We start from the raw sequence: 15,484 nt of genomic DNA on the forward strand, positions 1-15,484 counted from the left end.
CCATGACGTCCGCATCCGCGACCGGCGCACTGCGTCGGGACGCCGCCGCCAACCGGAGGCGCCTACTCGACGCCGCCGAACGCGTGTTCGCCGAACGCGGGCCCGAAGCAAGCATGGAGGAGATCGCCCGCGCGGCCGAGGTCAGCCCGGCCACCCTCTACCGGCGCTTCCCGACCAAGGACGCACTGGTTCGGGAGGTCCTCGCCACGTTCTTCGGTCAACTGGTCGAGCTGGCCGGGCAGGCCCTGACCGAACCACCACAGCGCTGCCTCGACGTCTACTTCGAAACCGTTGGTTACCAGCTGGCCGCCAGGCGTGGCTTCATGCACGGCATGTGGGGCGAGCTCGCACCGGCCCAACTCGTCAGCGAGCTGGAGGCCCGAACGGGCCAGTTGCTCGACCGCGCCCAGCGCGGGGGCGGGGCTGCACCATCCGTCACCCTCGCCGACGTCGCGGCGACCATCTGGGCATTGCGCGGCATCATCCACACCGCCGGACAGGCCGCGCCGGACGCCTGGCGGCGACACCTCGGCTACGTGCTCGCCGGACTTCGCGGACCCTCTCCCACCGCGCCGACAGCATCGGCCAGCCTCTCCCTGCCGAAGCAGGCCGTGGAGGAAGGCTGAGACAGCCGAGACCTCGCTGACCGTGCCGGGCGACCGTACCCCGCCGGTCCGCTGCCGGCCACCATCCACGCCACCGCCGTCAACGAGTGGCTACCCGCACTTCGAGACGGGGCCTAGGCATCGTCGGCGCCGGGCAGAGCCGTAATCCGCGAACGCCCTGTCGCCCGCGGGGCCGGCGGCGGCCACGTGCCGCGCGCCGCCGCCGGACCGACCGCGCCCGCGTGGCCGGTCAGCCGTGCCCGGGGGGCGCCGGCATGCGCGCGCGCCGCCGGGTGCTCACCAGGTTCGCGACCGCGATCAGGGCGAGCACGACCATGGCGGCCAGCGCGACGACGACCGGTGACAGGACGGAGGAGGCCGGTGCCACGGCCGCCAGCAACACCAGCCCGGCCACGCGGGAACGGGAGACCCGCCCGAACACCGTGTAGTCGAGCAGCCCCCGCCCGACCAGGAACAACGCCGGCCCGCCGAGGATGACCGCGGCCCAGAAGCCCGGGGTGTCGCCGGTCGGGCGGACCACGACGAGTTGGCTGGTGACCGCGGTGCCGCCGATCCCGGCCACCATGATCAGATGGGTGACCGCGGCGGACTGGGTGAGCAGTGACGGGTTCGTCGAGCGGGCGATGGCCTCGGTCAGCAGCTCCCCCGCGCGGTAGATGTAGATCCGCCACATGAGCACCACGGTGGTGAACACCACCGCCAGGGCGTAGCCCCGGTCGATCGTGTAGTCGTTCCCGCTGAACGTCGTCCCGGTCACGAAGATCGACACACCGAGCGCCACGATGACGAACTGCCGGTACCGCTCAGCCACCCGCTCACCGACCAACCGCCACTCCGCGGGCTGGGAACGGCCCAGCCCCGGCACCGGCCAACCGAGTGCGGCGGCGGTGAACTCGACGGCGACCGCGAGCGCCCAGAGCGGCAGCCGGGCGTCGCCGTCGACCAGCGCCCCGGTGATCCAGCCGACGCCGGCGACGGTCTCCCAGAAGGCGACCCGGCCGCTGCGGCGCGGCTCCGCCGGGTCCCGGGCGAACAGCAGGTAGTAGGCGCTGGAGCCGAGATGGATGACGAGGTACGTGACCGCGAAGAGCAGTCCCCGGTCGCCGTACGCCTCGGGCGCCGCGGCGGCCAGCAGCAGGCTGGCTCCCGCCACGCCGACGACCTGCACCTGGACGACCGGGCGGGCCAGGTCGAGGGTGTCCCCCGCCCACGTCGTCAGCGCCCAGATCAGCGTGAACGCGAAGAGCAGCACCAGCGTACGGGCGGCCCCGGTCCAGGTCTGGTCGTCGACAAGCGTCCCGCTGAGCGACACCAGCGCGAAGACGTAGACCAGGTCGAAGAAGAGCTCCTGGTAGGCGGGGCGTGCCGGGTGCCGCGCGACCGCCCGCGCGCCGTCCTCCGCTGCCGCCGCCATCGTGTCACCCGGCCCCGCGCCGCACCGTCCCTGCGAGCCGACCCTACGGGTCAGCGGCCGGCTCCGGCCGTACCATTCACTTCTTACAGCCGGATGATCGGCATTTTTCAGGTGACTGTCTGACTATTGCCGTCTCATGTCGGCGGCTGGCATGATGGCCGTCAATTCCCCGACCCGGCGAAGGGGCGGTTCCCATGGCGCTCACCCGTCGCACCCTGATCGGCACCGTGGCGGCGGGTTCCGCGCTCGCCACCCTTCCCGACCTGGCCGCTCCCGCCCCGGCCGCCGCCGCCAGCCCGCCCGGCGACGTGGTCGGCAAGATCACGGTCGGTTACCAGGGCTGGTTCAGCTGCCCGGGCGACGGCGCCCCGATCGGCGGCTGGTGGCACTGGAGCCGCGACCGCTTCCAGCCCCCGTCACCGGCCAACACGACGATCGTCTCCTGGCCCGACATGCGGGAGTACACCCGCGGCTACTCCACCGCGTACCCGCCGCTGGGCAACGGGCAGCCCGCCCAGCTCTTCTCCTCCTACGACCAGCAGACCGTCGACACCCACTTCCGGTGGATGCAGGAGCACGGCTGCGACACCGCCGCGTTGCAGCGGTTCAACCCGTTCGGTGACGAGGGCCCGACCCGCGACGCCATGGCCGTCAAGGTCCGCGGCGCGGCCGAGCGGTTCGGGCGCAAGTTCTACATCATGTACGACGTCACCGGCTGGACGGCGATGCAGTCCCAGATCAAACAGGACTGGACGACGAAGATGTCGGCGCACACCGCCTCACCGGCGTACGCCCGACAGAACGGCCGCCCGGTGGTGTGCGTCTGGGGCTTCGGCTTCAACGACGACGGGCGTCCCTTCGCTCCCGAGCCCTGCCTCGACGTCGTGCAGTGGTTCAAGGCCCAGGGCTGCTACGTCATCGGTGGCGTACCCACCTACTGGCGGGAGGGCGTCAACGACTCCCGGCCGGGCTTCGGCGCGGTCTACCGCGCGTTCCACATGATCTCCCCCTGGATGGTCGGGCGCACCGGCACGCTCGACGGCCTCGACTGGTTCCACACCAACGTCAACGTGCCCGACCTGGCCGAGTGCGCCGCCCACGGCATCGACTACCAGCCCTGCGTCATGCCGGGCGACCTGTCGGCCGGCCACCGCCGGCACGGCGACTTCTACTGGCGGCACCTCTACAACATGATCCGCCTCGGGGCGCAGGGCCTCTACGTCTCCATGTTCGACGAGTTCAACGAGGGCAACCAGATCGCCAAGACCTCCGAGACGCAGGCGACCACGCCGGCCGGGGCGGGCATCCGGGCGCTCGACGAGGACGGCACCTACTGCTCGGCCGACTACTACCTGCGCATCACCGCCGACGGCGGGCGGATGCTCAAGGGCCAGCTCCCCCTCACCCCGGTGCGGCCCACCCCGCCGGTCGCCGGCGGTGGGCAGCCCCCCGGCGGCAACCTGGCCGCCGGCCGACCCACCTCGGCGAGCAGCCAGAACGGCCCGTTCGTCGCGGGCAACGCCGTCGACGCCGACCGGGGCAGCTACTGGGAGGGGGCCAACAACGCCTTCCCCCAGTGGTGGCGGGTCGACCTCGGCGCCGCCCACCCGGTGAACCGGCTCGTCCTCGCCGTGCCGCCCGGGTGGGAGGCCCGCACCCAGACCCTCTCGGTACAGGGCAGCACCGACGGGGCCGCCTTCACCACCCTCGCGGGGCCGTCCGGGATCCGGTTCGACCCGGCGACGGGCAACACCGCGACCGTTACCGTGCCGGCTGCCTCCGCCCGCCACATCCGGGTGACCATCACCGGAAACACCGCCTGGCCCGCGGCGCAGCTCGCCCACGTCGAGGTGTACGCGGCCACCACCACACCCACCCCGCCGACCGCCCCGGCCGGGCTGACCGCCACCGGGCGCACCGCCACCAGCGTGTCGCTGACGTGGGGCGCGTCCACCGACGCCGACGGCGTGGCCGGCTACCAGGTCCGGCAGGACGACCGGACGGTGGTCACGGTCACCGGCACCTCGGCCACGGTCACCGGGCTCAGCCCCGCCACCGCGTACACCTTCACCGTGGTCGCGGTCGACACCGCCGGCACACCCTCCGCGCCGTCCCCGGCGGTCACCGTGACCACCGACCCGGCGGCCCCGACCGACCTGGCCCGCGGGCGGCCGACCGCGCAGAGCAGCCAGACCCAGTCGTACGGCAGCGCGAACGTGGTCGACGGCAACCCGGACAGCTACTGGGAGAGCGCCAACAACGCCTTCCCCCAGTGGGTGCAGGTCGACCTCGGCGCGGCCACCCCGGTGGGACGGGTCGTGCTCCGGCTGCCCCCGTCGGCGTCCTGGTCGACGCGGACGCAGACCCTCGCGGTCCAGGGCAGCACCGACGGCGCCGGCTGGACCACGCTCGTGCCCGCCGCCGACCGGCGCTTCGACCCGGCCGGCGGCAACCAGGTCACGCTGACGTTCGGCGCCACTCCGACCCGGTACGTGCGGATCCACGTCACCGGCAACACCGGGTGGCCCGCCGGGCAGCTCTCCCAGCTCGAGGTCTACACCGCCTGACCGCCGGAGAGCCCACGTCGGGCCGGCTCGGCCGGCTTCCCGGGGTGGGCCGGGCGCAGCACCCACCACCGAGAAGAGATGAGCCGACACATGAACCGGAGCACGCCCGCGGCCCCGCCGCGCATCCGACACCGGCCCCGACGGGCGGCGCTCGCCGCCGTCACGGCGCTGGCCTCGACGCTCGCCGTCCTGGCCGGCGCGCCGGCCGGGGCCGCCACCGGCGAAGCCGCGCCCGCCCGCACCGGCCCCGTGGTGACCCGGGCCGCCCTCGATCCGCAGCTCGTCACCGGCCGGGGGGCCCAGGTCGCCTTCCTCGAACAGGAGGCGGAGAACGCCCGCACGAACGGCGAGGTCATCGGCCCGGACCGCACCGCCTACACCCTGCCCTCGGAGGCCTCCGGCCGGCGGGCGGTGCGGTTGACCCCGGGTCAGCACGTCGAGTTCACGCTGCCGGCCGCCGCCAACGCGATCACGGTGCGCTACAGCATTCCGGACGCGCCCACCGGCGGCGGCATCACCGCCCCGCTGGACGTCGCGGCGAACGGCAAGCGGATCCGCACCATGACGCTCACCTCGCAGTACGCGTGGCTCTACAACCAGTACCCGTTCACCAACGACCCCGACGCCGACCTGCTGCACCCCGACTGGTGGATCACCGAGTGCTCCTGCGTGCCGGCGGAGACCACCCCGTTCCCCACCATCGGAAAGCCGTTCCGCCCCAGCCACTTCTACGACGAGCAGCGGCTGCTGCTCGGTCGCACGTTCCGGGCGGGTGACCGGATCCGGCTCACCGCCCCGGCCGGCACCAACGCCGCCTGGACGGTCATCGACCTGCTCGACTCGGAGCTGGTCGGTCCGCCGCGGGTGCGGCTGCTCGCCGCGAACGTGCTCGTGTTCGGCGCCGACCCGACCGGACGCCGGGACTCGGCCCCGGCCATCGAACGGGCGATCACCGCCGCCCGGCGCACCGGGTTGCCGGTCTACCTTCCGCCGGGCACCTACCAGGTGAACCGGCACATCGTCGTCGACGACGTGACCATCGAGGGCGCGGGCAACTGGTACACGATCATCAAGGGCCGGGAGGTCGCCCTGCCCGCCCCCGCCCCGGACGGGTCGGTGCACACCGGCGTCGGCTTCTACGGCCGGGACGCGGCCGACGGCGGCAGCCGGAACGTCCACCTCTCCGGCTTCGCGATCGAGGGCGACGTACGGGAGCGGATCGACACCGACCAGGTGAACGGCATCGGCGGGGCGATGAGCGACTCGACCATCGACGGGCTTCACCTGAGGCACACGAAGGTCGGCATGTGGTTCGACGGGCCGATGCGCAACGTCCGGATCACCAACAACATCGTCGTCGACCAGATCGCCGACGCGCTGAACTTCCACACCGGCGTGACGGACTCGCTGGTGGCCCACAACTTCGTCCGCAACACCGGCGACGACGGGCTCGCGATGTGGTCCGAGACGACGGCGAACGCCCGCAACACGTTCCACCGCAACACCGTGCAGTCCCCGGTGCTGGCCAACGGCATCGCCGTCTACGGCGGCGCCGACAACACCGTCTCCGGCAACCTGATAGCCGACCCCGTCCGGGAGGGCAGCGCCATCCAGGTCGGGTCCCGCTTCGGGGCCGAGCCGTTCACCGGGCATCTGCGGATCACCGGCAACACCACGGTCCGCGCCGGCACCTGGGAGCTGAACTGGAAGATCGGGCTCGGGGCCATCTGGTTCTACGCGCTCGACCGCAGCATCGACGCCCGTGTGGAGGTGGTCGGGGACGCGTACCTGGACAACACCTACAACGCGATCATGCTGGTCAGCGAGTGGGCGGTGAAGGACCTCTACTCGATCGGCGACGTCCACTTCCGCGACATCCGGGTCGACGGCACGGGCACCTCGGTGGTCAGCGCCCGTACGGCCGGCTCCGCGTCCTTCCAGAACGTCGACGCGCGCAACGTCGGCGCCGTCGGGGTGAACAACTGCGGGTCGTTCCACTTCACCCCGGCCGGCTCGGAGTTCGGCCTCACCGACCTCGGCGGCAACGACGGCGGTTGGCTCGCCGACTGGCAGTTGCCCAACACCATCACCTGCGACGACCGCCCGCCGGTCGTCCCGCCGCCCCCGCCGTCGCGCTGGTGACCGAGGGCACCCGGGAAGGTTGGTCACGAGGTCGACGGCGGCTCTCGACGCCGTCGACCTCGCGGCCGGCGGCTCGGAGGTGGCCGGGTCAGGCCGTCACGTGGGCGGCGCGCCCCGTCACTCCGAGGCCATCGGCCCGAGCAGTCGGATCTCCTCGATGTCCATTGCGGCCTGGAGCTCGCGCAGCACCACGTCGTCGATCTCGTTGGCGTCGCGCATCCGGGTGATCTCCCGGCGTTTGTGTTCGAGCACGCCCAGCCGCAGTTGGCGCTCCAGCTCGCGGGTCCGCGGCTGGCCCTCCTCGCGCTCGGCGGCCTGGATGTCGTCGAGGAGCGCCTCGTAGTCGGTGCGGACCCGGCCCACCAGTTCCTCGTCGGCGCCGACCCGGGCGGCGACGTCCGGCAGCGCCGACAGACCCGCCCTTCCCGCTTGTATCCGTGCCCGCCGTATCTCGTCGACGCGCTGCCGGTCGCCCATCAGACCCGCCCACCGCACGATCAGCGGCAGCGTGGTGCCCTGGATCAACATGATCGACAGGATGGCCACGGCGGTGCAGAAGATGATCAAATCACGTTCCTGGACCCGCTGGTCGTGCTGGCTGATGGGCACGGCGAGGGCCGCGGCGAGGGAGACCGCGCCGCGGAAGCCGGCCCAGCTGGCGACCAGCCGGACGCGGAAGCTCACCCGGGCCCGTCGCTGAGACTCCCGCCGGTCGATCAGCCGGAAGGCGTACGGGGACAGCATGATCCAGGCGGCCCTCGTCAGCACCACGACCAGGGTCACCACCGTGGCGATGACGACGGCCCGCCCGGTCGAGACGCTGGTGACGCTGCGGACCGCGCGGGGGATCTGCATCCCGAGCAGCACGAAGAGCCCGCCGTTGACGAGGAACGTGGAGAGGTCCCAGAACGACAGGGCCAGCACCCGGGAGCGGGCCCGGATGACCCGCGGCCCCGCGTACGCGAGCATCAGCCCGGCCACCACGACGGCCAGCACGCCGCTGGCGTGCACGCTGTCGGCGAGGAGGAACGCGGCGAACGGGGTGAGCACGCTGAGCGCGCCCTCGGGCAGCGGGTCGTCGAGACGGCGGCGCACCAGCACCACGAGGCCGCCGACCGCCGCACCGGCGGCGATGCCCCCGGCGAACGAGAGGACCACCTCGCCGGTGAGTTCGAGCGGCCCCGGCACGGCGCCGCCACCGAGCAGGCCGACCGTGACGGCGAAGAGCACGAGCGCCGTGCCGTCGTTGATGAGGCTCTCCGCATGCAGGGTGGTGAGCAGGCGGCGGGGCATCCGCTTCGCGAGGCCGGAGACGGCCGCCGCGTCGGTCGGGGCCAGCACCGCGCCGAGCACCCAGGCCGCCGCGGGGTTCACGCCGAGGGCCTGTGCCGCGAGCGACACGGTGACCATCGTGAGCACCACGAGCACCACCGCGAGCAGGCCGATGATCAGCAGGTTCGCGCGGATCTCGCGCAGGCTCGTGGTCAGCGCCTCCCGGTAGAGGATCGCCGGGAGGAACAACAGCAGCACCACCTCGGGCTCGAGGACCACGTGCGACAGCGGCGGGAGCAGGGCGAGCAGCGCGCCCATGCCGATGAGCAGGACCGGAGGCGCGACCCGGTAACGCCCGCCGATCGTGGTGCCGACCAGGACGGTGGCGCCCAGGACGACGAGCAGCAGCAGCGCCTCCATGTCGCACTCCCCGACGTCGCCGCGTGGCCGCCCCCCGACACCAACTGTCGCGGCTCACGGCGGCTCGGGGAGGCGGAACGGGCACAGCGCCGGGCGGGATCACCGGCACGTGCGGCACGGTGACCAGCGCCGGTCAGGTCACCGCGGGTGGCAGCGCGCGGTGGCGCGTCGCGGCGGCCCGGGTGGCACGTCAGCAGAACCAGCCGTCCTGGACCCACCCGCGCCGGTTGATGTGCCCGTAGGCGAAGCCGTAGACGTAGCCGCCGCTGCGCGGCCCCTCGACCAGGAAGGTCTGGCCCTGGTAGAGGGTGCCCATCCAGGCTCCGCTCGGCTGGGTGCGGACGAAGAGGTCGACGGCGCAGACCGTCTCCCGCTCACCGATCGTGCCGTACGCGGCCTGAGCCGGCCCGGCCGCGGCGCCGACGGCCAGCGCCGCGACCGCGCAGGCGGCGCCGAGGCGCCCCAGCGTTCTCACCACGAGTCGTATCCCCCGATGCACTCGACGCGCAGGTAGCCCCAGTCGTTGGGACCGAAGTCGAAGGCCGCGGCCCAGCCGTTGTAGACGGGGTGCGCGCCGGGGGTGTGGCCGATCTTGTTGCCGTAGGCCAGCACGCGCTTGAGCCCCACCGGGCCGGCGGCGGAGTCGTAGTTGGCGTAGAAGCTGGCGCTCTGGCACACGACGACGGCGTGGCGCGGCACCACCGGGTCGGCGTGAGCGACGGCCACCCCGAGCGGGGTCGACACCGCGGCGGCCGCCAGCGCGGCGGCGGCGCGGACCGCGGATCGGCGCATCGGACCTCCCCGGTTACGGTGCGGACGGGCCCGAGGCTACCAAATAGATCCAGGATCATCTATAGGCTCCGCCATGTTGGTCGATGCCGGGGCGGAGTGGCCCGACGGCCGCATAGGGTCGGCGGTGACGGCAGGTCCCGTTCGCCGGCGGGGGGACACGTGACGGCTGCGGAACGACGACGCACCCCGGCACAGCCGTGGCCGGAGCTCGGACCGAACGACCGGGTGGCCAGCGGAACCTGTCGCGACCTGCCGCCCGAGCTCGGGCCGGACGCGGTGGGCGTGCTCGAGAGCCGCACCTTCATGTTCTCCAACGCGAGCGGGGACGTGCCGAAGGGCTCCATCGGCGGTCTGGTGCACGACGACACCCGCTTCCTCGACCGGTGGGAACTCACCATCAACGACGCGCCGCTGCTGGTGCTGGGGTCCGGGACGGTCGACCCGTTCTCCGCCGCGTTCTTCCTCGCCAACGCCGACCTGCCGGACCTGCCGCCGAACCGCGTGGGGCTGCGCCGGCAGCGGTTCGTCGGTGACGGCCTGTACGAGCGGGTCGAGCTGCGCTACTTCGGGGCCGAGCCGGTCGAGTTCCGGCTGCGGCTCGCCGTCGACACCGACTTCGCGGACCTGTTCGAGATCAAGGAGTCCGGTCGGGACCGCTCCGCGGAGATCGTCCGCGATCACGCGACGGACGGGTCCGCGCTCTGTTTCACGTACCGCAACGGCAGCTACTTCGCCATGGTCCGGGTGGAGGCGGACCCGGCGGCGCACGAGGTCGACGGCGACTCCCTGCTCTGGCACCTGCGGCTGGCCCGCGGTGAGGGCTGGCAGTGCGAGCTGCGGGTGCCTCTGCACTGCGGCGAGGAGCGCTTCGAGCCGGTGCCCCGCTCGTTCGGCGACGTCTTCGAGCGTGACGGGGACGACCCCTCCACCCGCTGGCAGGCGGCCGTGCCCGCGCTGGAGGCCGGGTCCGACCGATTGGTCGCCGTGTACGCCAAATCGGCCGCGGACCTGGTGTCGATGCGCCTGGAGAAGCGCATCCGGGGCGAGCCGGTGGTCCTGCACGCGGCGGGCCTGCCCTGGTTCATGACCGTGTTCGGCCGCGACACGATCATCACGTCGTACCAGACGGTCGCCTTCGGCCCGGCCATGGCGCGGGGCGCCCTGCTGGTGCTCGCCTACCACCAGGCGGAGGACCACGACGACTTCACCGACCGGGAGCCGGGGAAGATCTTCCACGAGTACCGCACGGGCGAGCTGACCCAGCTGGGGATCAAGCCCTACCACCCCTACTTCGGCTCCGCCGACAGCACACCGCTCTGGCTGGTGCTGCTCTCTGAGTACTGGCGCTGGACCCGTGACGACGAGCTGGTGCGCAAGCTGCGGCCGAACGCCGAGGCGGCGCTGCGCTGGATCGACGAGCACGGCGACCTGCACGGCAACGGGTACGTCGGCTACGCGACCCGCTCTCGGGAAGGGCTGGGCAACCAGTGCTGGCGGGACTCGCACGACGGCGTGCAGTTCGCCGACGGCACCATTCCGGTGCTCCCGATCGCCACCTGCGAGACCCAGGGCTACACGTACGACGCGAAGCTGCGGACCGCCGAACTCGCCGCCGGGCCGTGGCGGGACGCGGCGCTCGCCGACCGCCTGCGCGCGGAGGCCGCCGCGCTGCGGGACCGGTTCAACCGCGACTACTGGGTGCCGGAGCGGGGCGGCTACTACGCGATCGGTCTCGACGGGGACGGCCGGCAGATCGACTCGATGACGTCCAACATGGGCCACCTGCTCTGGAGCGGGATCGTCCCGCCGGAGCGCGCGGCGCTGCTGGCCGCCCAGCTGATGTCCGACGAGATGTTCTCCGGTTGGGGCGTGCGGACACTCTCCACCGCCGACAGCGGCTACAACCCGATCGGCTACCACGTCGGCACGGTCTGGCCGCACGACAACTCCCTCATCGCGGCCGGCCTCGCCCGGTACGGGCAGCACGAGGCGGCGCAGCGGATCATCACGGCCATGCTGGAGGCGTCGGCCTACTCCGAGCACCGGCTGCCCGAGGCGTTCTCCGGCTACGACCGCGCCTTCGGCCGGCGCCCGGTCCCCTATCCCACGGCGTGCAACCCGCAGGCCTGGGCCAGTGGGGCGCCGCTGCTGTTCCTGCGTACGCTGCTCGGCCTGGACGCCGTCGACGGCCACCTGGTGCTCGACCCGCAACTGCCGGAGTGGATCGGCCCGGTCCGGCTGCTCGGCGTGCCGGCGTTCGACCGGCGGTGGGACCTGTACGCCGAGGGCACCCACGGCGAGATCCGTCCCGCCAGCTGACGCGACGCCCGGAGGCGGCGGGGCCGGGTGGCCCCCCGGGGGCGGCGCGTCACCCCGGCGGGGTGCGCCAGAGATCGTTGAAGGCGACGCTGTCGAAGAACGCCGTGCCGGCGACCACCTTGCCGTCCCGGAAGGTCAGGATCCAGGCGACCGTGTCGGCGTACGGCTCGCCGCCGACGGTGACCCCGGCGCCGTCCCAGAGCACCACGACGGTGCCGGCCTCGACGTCCTCGTAGATCGCCCGGACGGTCACCGGCCGGAACGGGCTGTCGGCGCCGAACCGGGCGTTGAACGGCGCCAGCGCCTCGTTCACGAACTCGGCCGCGCTGCCGTAGGTGCGCGACACCGCCGAGTTTCCGACGATCTCCCAGCGCAGGTCGGGGGCGAAGAGGTCGGTGACGTCGCCGGTCCCGGCGGACCAGTCCGCGAAGGCGCGGGCGACGATGTCCCGGTTCGCCGTCATACCGTCAGCGCCGTCGCCGCGCCCGGGCGGTGGCCCGCGCGTTGGCCTTCTCGATCGCCCGGACCAGGTCGTCCCGCGCCATGTCCTCCGGGCGCGCGACGCCTACCTTCCGGGCCACCTCGTCGAGGTGCCCCCTGCTCGCGTTCGCGTCCACGCCCTGCGCCGTCTCCCGGGGGCGGTCCCGGGAGACGGGGGTGCCCAGCGCCGCCTGCGGGTCGGACGGCCCGGGACGTTCCTTGGGCTCCCAGTGGTCGCCGACCTTCTCGTGGGTGTGCTTCAGCGAGGCGTACGCCGTGCGGTGGGCCCGCTCACCGTCGCCGTAGGTCTCCTCGGCGGACTCGAGCGTCTTCTTGTACGTCCGCACCGCCTTGTCGTCGGAGCGGGCGACGGTCGACGGTACGTCGTCGCGCATCTGCTCGGCCTGCTCGTGCTTGTCGGTCACCGCGACACCTCCCCGGGCGGGCGTACCCGGCTGCGCCACACCTACGCCCGGCCGGCGGTTCCCGCCGCGCTCGCCCGGCCCGCTCCCGCCTCGCCCGGTCGGCCGTCGCGGCCTGCGTGAGCGTGGTCATAACGGCTGGACGACCCTCCGTGCCGGCCTGCTAACCTCTGCCGCAGGTCATGAGCGCCAGCGTCAAGCCCCGGCTTGCTGGCCGGCAACCCTCCTCCGCGGTGGGGTGCCCCGGGTGAGGACCGGGCACCGGAGAGATCCCCGGTGCAAGCGTGGCCTGGTTCCCAGGTCAGCAACGACCCAGGAGAGCCACATGTCGTTCCGTGACACCACCCCGTCGGTCGGTCTGACCGCGCGCGACGCGTCCGTCCGGTGGCCCGCGCCGCCGGCCCTGACCCGCCGGCGGCACGTCGACATGATGTGGGTGTGCAGCGCCGCCTGTCCGGCCGGCGCCCGGCGCTGACCGCGCCCTCTCCCGCCTTCCCGAGCCCTTCAGCGGTGCGCCCGAGCGGCGCGCCGTCGGCGGTGCACGTTCGTGCCCCGCCGCTGACCGATTCCGGAGACACCTGTGCGATTCCTTCCTGCCCTGACCCGGGTCACCGCCCTCGGCGTGGCCGCGATCCTCGGCGCCGCCTCCCTGACCGCCTGCGGCGACGACGCCTCGTCCGCCGCGGACAACCCGTACGACCTGCTCCAGCCCGGCGTGCTGCGGGCCGGCACGCTCACCGACGCGCCGCCGAACGTCTACCTCAAGGACGGCCAGTTCACCGGCTTCGACAACGACCTGCTCCGGGCGGTCGCGGAGAAGATCGGCCTGAAGGTCGAGTTCGTGGGCACCGACTTCTCGGCGCTCCTCTCCCAGGTCAACAACCACAAGTTCGACGTCGGCAGCTCCTCGATCACGATCACCGAGGCCCGCAAGAAGACCGTCGACTTCGGCAACGGCTACGACTTCGGCTACTTCGGACTCGACGTGCCGGCCGGCTCCCCGATCCGCGACTTCGACGGCCTCGCCGGAAAGCGGGTGGTGGTCGTGCAGGGCACCGTCCAGGACGACTACGCGACCGGCAAGGGCCTCGACCCGGTGCGCGTGCCGGACTACAACGGCGCGATCAACCAGCTCAAGGCGGGCACCGCCGACGCCTGGATCGCCCCGGCCGAGATCGGCGAGAAGTCCGCGGCGGACAGCGGCGGGAAGATCACCGTGGCCGCGAAGCTGCTCAGCCCCGCGCCGACGGCGTACGCGGTCGCCAAGGGGAACGACCCGCTGCGCGAGGCGCTGAACAAGGGCCTCGACGAGGTGATCGCGGACGGCACGTGGAGCCGCCTGCAGGCCCAGTACTACCCGGGCCGGCCGATCCCGGCGGACTTCAAGCCCGGCAGCGGCACCGTCGCGGTCCCGGCCGCGCCCACCGCGTCGGCGTCCGCGTCGGCCGCGTCCTGACGGTACGAGAGCACGAGCGAGCGGAGCGGTAGGAGAGACGACTGATGGATCCGTTGCGCACCCTGTGGGAGACCTTCTTCGACTGGGAGTCCATGCGCGAGGCGCTGCCCGAGATGCTCACCGTCGGGTTGCCCAACACGCTGATCCTGGCGGTCTCCGCCGCTCTGCTCGGCTCGGTGCTGGGCATGCTGCTGGCGATCGCCGGCATCTCCCGCACCCGCTGGCTGCGCTGGCCGGCGCGCGTCTACACCGACGTGTTCCGGGGGTTGCCGGCCGCCGCGACGATCCTGCTGATCGGCGTCGGCCTCGCCCCGCTCGGCATGCAGGTGTGGGGACCGAACCCGTACCCGCTGGGCATCCTGGCGCTCTCCCTGATCGCCGCCGCCTACATCGGAGAGATCTTCCGCTCCGGCATCCAGTCGGTGGAGGCGACCCAGTTGGAGGGGGCCCGCGCCCTGGGCTTCTCCTGGGGCGAGGCGATGCGGGTGGTCATCATCCCGCAGGGCGTGCGCCGCGTCCTCCCCGCGTGGGTCAACCAGCTCATCGCCCTGATCAAGGATTCGAGCCTGGTCTACTTCCTCGGGCTGGTGGCCAGCCAGCGGGAGCTGTTCCGGATCGGCCAGGACTACGCGGCCACCACCGGCAACGAGTCGGCGCTGCTGCTCGCCGGGCTGTTCTACCTGGCGCTGACCGTGCCGCTGACCCACGTGGTGAACGCCATCGACCGGCGGCTGCGGCACGGACGCCCGGCCGGCGCCCCGGCCGAGGAGATCGACGACGCCGACCTGGCGCTGCCGGGAGCGGCGGGAGGGAGCCAGCGATGAGCGTCGACACCAGCACCTCGGTGAGCCTGGCCGTGCGCGACGTCCACCTCGCCTTCGGCGCCAACCGGGTGCTGCGCGGCGTGGACCTGGACGTCGCGCGGGGCGAGACCGCCTGCGTCATCGGGCCGTCCGGCTCGGGCAAGTCGACGCTGCTGCGGACGATCAACCGGCTGATCGAGCCGGACCGCGGCGACGTGCTGCTCGACGGGCGCAGCGTCCTGGGCGACGACCCGGACGCCCTGCGCCAGCGGGTCGGCATGGTCTTCCAGCAGTTCAACCTGTTCCCGCACATGAGCGTCCTGCGCAACGTCACCCTCGCGCTGCGCCGGATCAAGCGGCTGCCGGAGGACGAGGCGGTGGCGGTCGCCCGGGCCCAGTTGGAGCTGGTGGGGCTGGCCGGCAAGGCCGACGCCCGGCCGGGGCACCTCTCCGGCGGGCAGCAGCAACGCGTCGCGATCGCCCGCGCGCTGGCGTTGCAGCCGCAGGTGATGCTCTTCGACGAGGCGACCAGCGCGCTCGACCCGGAGCTGGTCAAGGGCGTGCTCGGGGTGATGGCCGACCTCGCGTCCGGCGGGATGACCATGGTGGTGGTGACCCACGAGATGGGCTTCGCCCGCGAGGTCGCCGACACGGTGGCCTTCATGGACCGTGGGGTGGTGCTGGAGGCCGGCGCACCGGCAGCGGTCTTCGAGGCCGCCGAGCACCCGCGGCTGCGCCGTTTCCTGGCCCAGGTGCTCTGAGCGGGCCCCC

Annotated in this window: 14 protein-coding genes and 1 riboswitch; of the genes, 8 read left to right on the forward strand and 6 right to left on the reverse strand. The window is 72.9% G+C overall.

Features of this window, described 5'->3' with window-relative positions; translation table 11 throughout:
• The first annotated feature begins 2 nt into the window (after window positions 1–2).
• Complete coding sequence (locus SM573_RS22825; RefSeq protein ID WP_474617010.1) at window positions 3–626, forward strand: TetR/AcrR family transcriptional regulator; 624 nt, start codon at window positions 3–5, stop codon at window positions 624–626.
• Between the two features lie 229 nt (window positions 627–855).
• Here the strand turns inward: SM573_RS22825 and SM573_RS22830 are convergent, their stop codons facing one another.
• A complete protein-coding gene (locus SM573_RS22830; RefSeq protein WP_474617011.1) occupies window positions 856–2,040 on the reverse strand; it encodes a low temperature requirement protein A in 1,185 nt (394 codons plus the stop codon).
• 194 nt (window positions 2,041–2,234) lie between these two features.
• On the opposite strand from SM573_RS22830, the gene SM573_RS22835 reads away from it, so the two are divergent.
• A complete protein-coding gene (locus tag SM573_RS22835) occupies window positions 2,235–4,607 on the forward strand; it encodes a galactose-binding domain-containing protein (protein WP_474617012.1) in 2,373 nt (790 codons plus the stop codon).
• 90 nt (window positions 4,608–4,697) lie between these two features.
• A complete protein-coding gene (locus SM573_RS22840) occupies window positions 4,698–6,749 on the forward strand; it encodes a glycosyl hydrolase family 28-related protein (protein ID WP_474617013.1) in 2,052 nt (683 codons plus the stop codon).
• A gap of 117 nt (window positions 6,750–6,866) precedes the next feature.
• Here the strand turns inward: SM573_RS22840 and SM573_RS22845 are convergent, their stop codons facing one another.
• The 3 genes from SM573_RS22845 to SM573_RS22855 form a co-directional block, all read right to left on the reverse strand.
• Complete coding sequence (locus tag SM573_RS22845) at window positions 6,867–8,441, reverse strand: Na+/H+ antiporter (protein ID WP_474617014.1); 1,575 nt, start codon at window positions 8,439–8,441, stop codon at window positions 6,867–6,869.
• Between the two features lie 190 nt (window positions 8,442–8,631).
• Complete coding sequence (locus SM573_RS22850) at window positions 8,632–8,919, reverse strand: hypothetical protein (protein ID WP_474617015.1); 288 nt, start codon at window positions 8,917–8,919, stop codon at window positions 8,632–8,634.
• Window positions 8,913–9,233, reverse strand: coding sequence for a hypothetical protein (locus SM573_RS22855; RefSeq protein ID WP_474610608.1), 321 nt, complete (start codon window positions 9,231–9,233; stop codon window positions 8,913–8,915). The genes SM573_RS22850 and SM573_RS22855 overlap by 7 nt, the downstream gene beginning before the upstream one ends.
• Before the next feature lie 225 nt (window positions 9,234–9,458).
• Here SM573_RS22855 and SM573_RS22860 point away from each other — a divergent pair, with 225 nt between their 5' ends.
• Window positions 9,459–11,552, forward strand: coding sequence for an amylo-alpha-1,6-glucosidase (locus tag SM573_RS22860; protein WP_474617016.1), 2,094 nt, complete (start codon window positions 9,459–9,461; stop codon window positions 11,550–11,552).
• A 49-nt stretch (window positions 11,553–11,601) separates the two neighbouring features.
• On the opposite strand, the gene SM573_RS22865 is transcribed toward SM573_RS22860, so the two are convergent.
• Both SM573_RS22865 and SM573_RS22870 read right to left on the reverse strand, forming a co-directional pair.
• Window positions 11,602–12,015 (reverse strand): nuclear transport factor 2 family protein, encoded by a 414-nt coding sequence (locus tag SM573_RS22865; protein ID WP_474617017.1) that lies wholly within the window; start codon window positions 12,013–12,015, stop codon window positions 11,602–11,604.
• Window positions 12,016–12,019: 4 nt separating this feature from the next.
• Window positions 12,020–12,427: a ChaB family protein gene (locus SM573_RS22870; RefSeq protein ID WP_474617107.1), complete on the reverse strand. Its 408-nt coding sequence runs from the start codon at window positions 12,425–12,427 to the stop codon at window positions 12,020–12,022.
• A 205-nt stretch (window positions 12,428–12,632) separates the two neighbouring features.
• Window positions 12,633–12,745, forward strand: a riboswitch (SAM riboswitch).
• 34 nt (window positions 12,746–12,779) lie between these two features.
• Here SM573_RS22870 and SM573_RS22875 point away from each other — a divergent pair.
• From SM573_RS22875 to SM573_RS22890, 4 genes are all read left to right on the forward strand, one after another.
• On the forward strand, window positions 12,780–12,929 hold the full coding sequence (locus SM573_RS22875) for a hypothetical protein (RefSeq protein WP_474610611.1): 150 nt from the start codon (window positions 12,780–12,782) through the stop codon (window positions 12,927–12,929).
• A 105-nt stretch (window positions 12,930–13,034) separates the two neighbouring features.
• A complete protein-coding gene (locus SM573_RS22880) occupies window positions 13,035–13,910 on the forward strand; it encodes an ABC transporter substrate-binding protein (protein ID WP_474610612.1) in 876 nt (291 codons plus the stop codon).
• Window positions 13,911–13,954: 44 nt separating this feature from the next.
• Window positions 13,955–14,734, forward strand: coding sequence for an amino acid ABC transporter permease (locus SM573_RS22885; RefSeq protein WP_474617018.1), 780 nt, complete (start codon window positions 13,955–13,957; stop codon window positions 14,732–14,734).
• Window positions 14,731–15,474, forward strand: coding sequence for an amino acid ABC transporter ATP-binding protein (locus tag SM573_RS22890; protein ID WP_474610614.1), 744 nt, complete (start codon window positions 14,731–14,733; stop codon window positions 15,472–15,474). The genes SM573_RS22885 and SM573_RS22890 overlap by 4 nt, the downstream gene beginning before the upstream one ends.
• Window positions 15,475–15,484: the final 10 nt, after the last annotated feature.

Source organism: Micromonospora xinjiangensis (assembly GCF_056150165.1).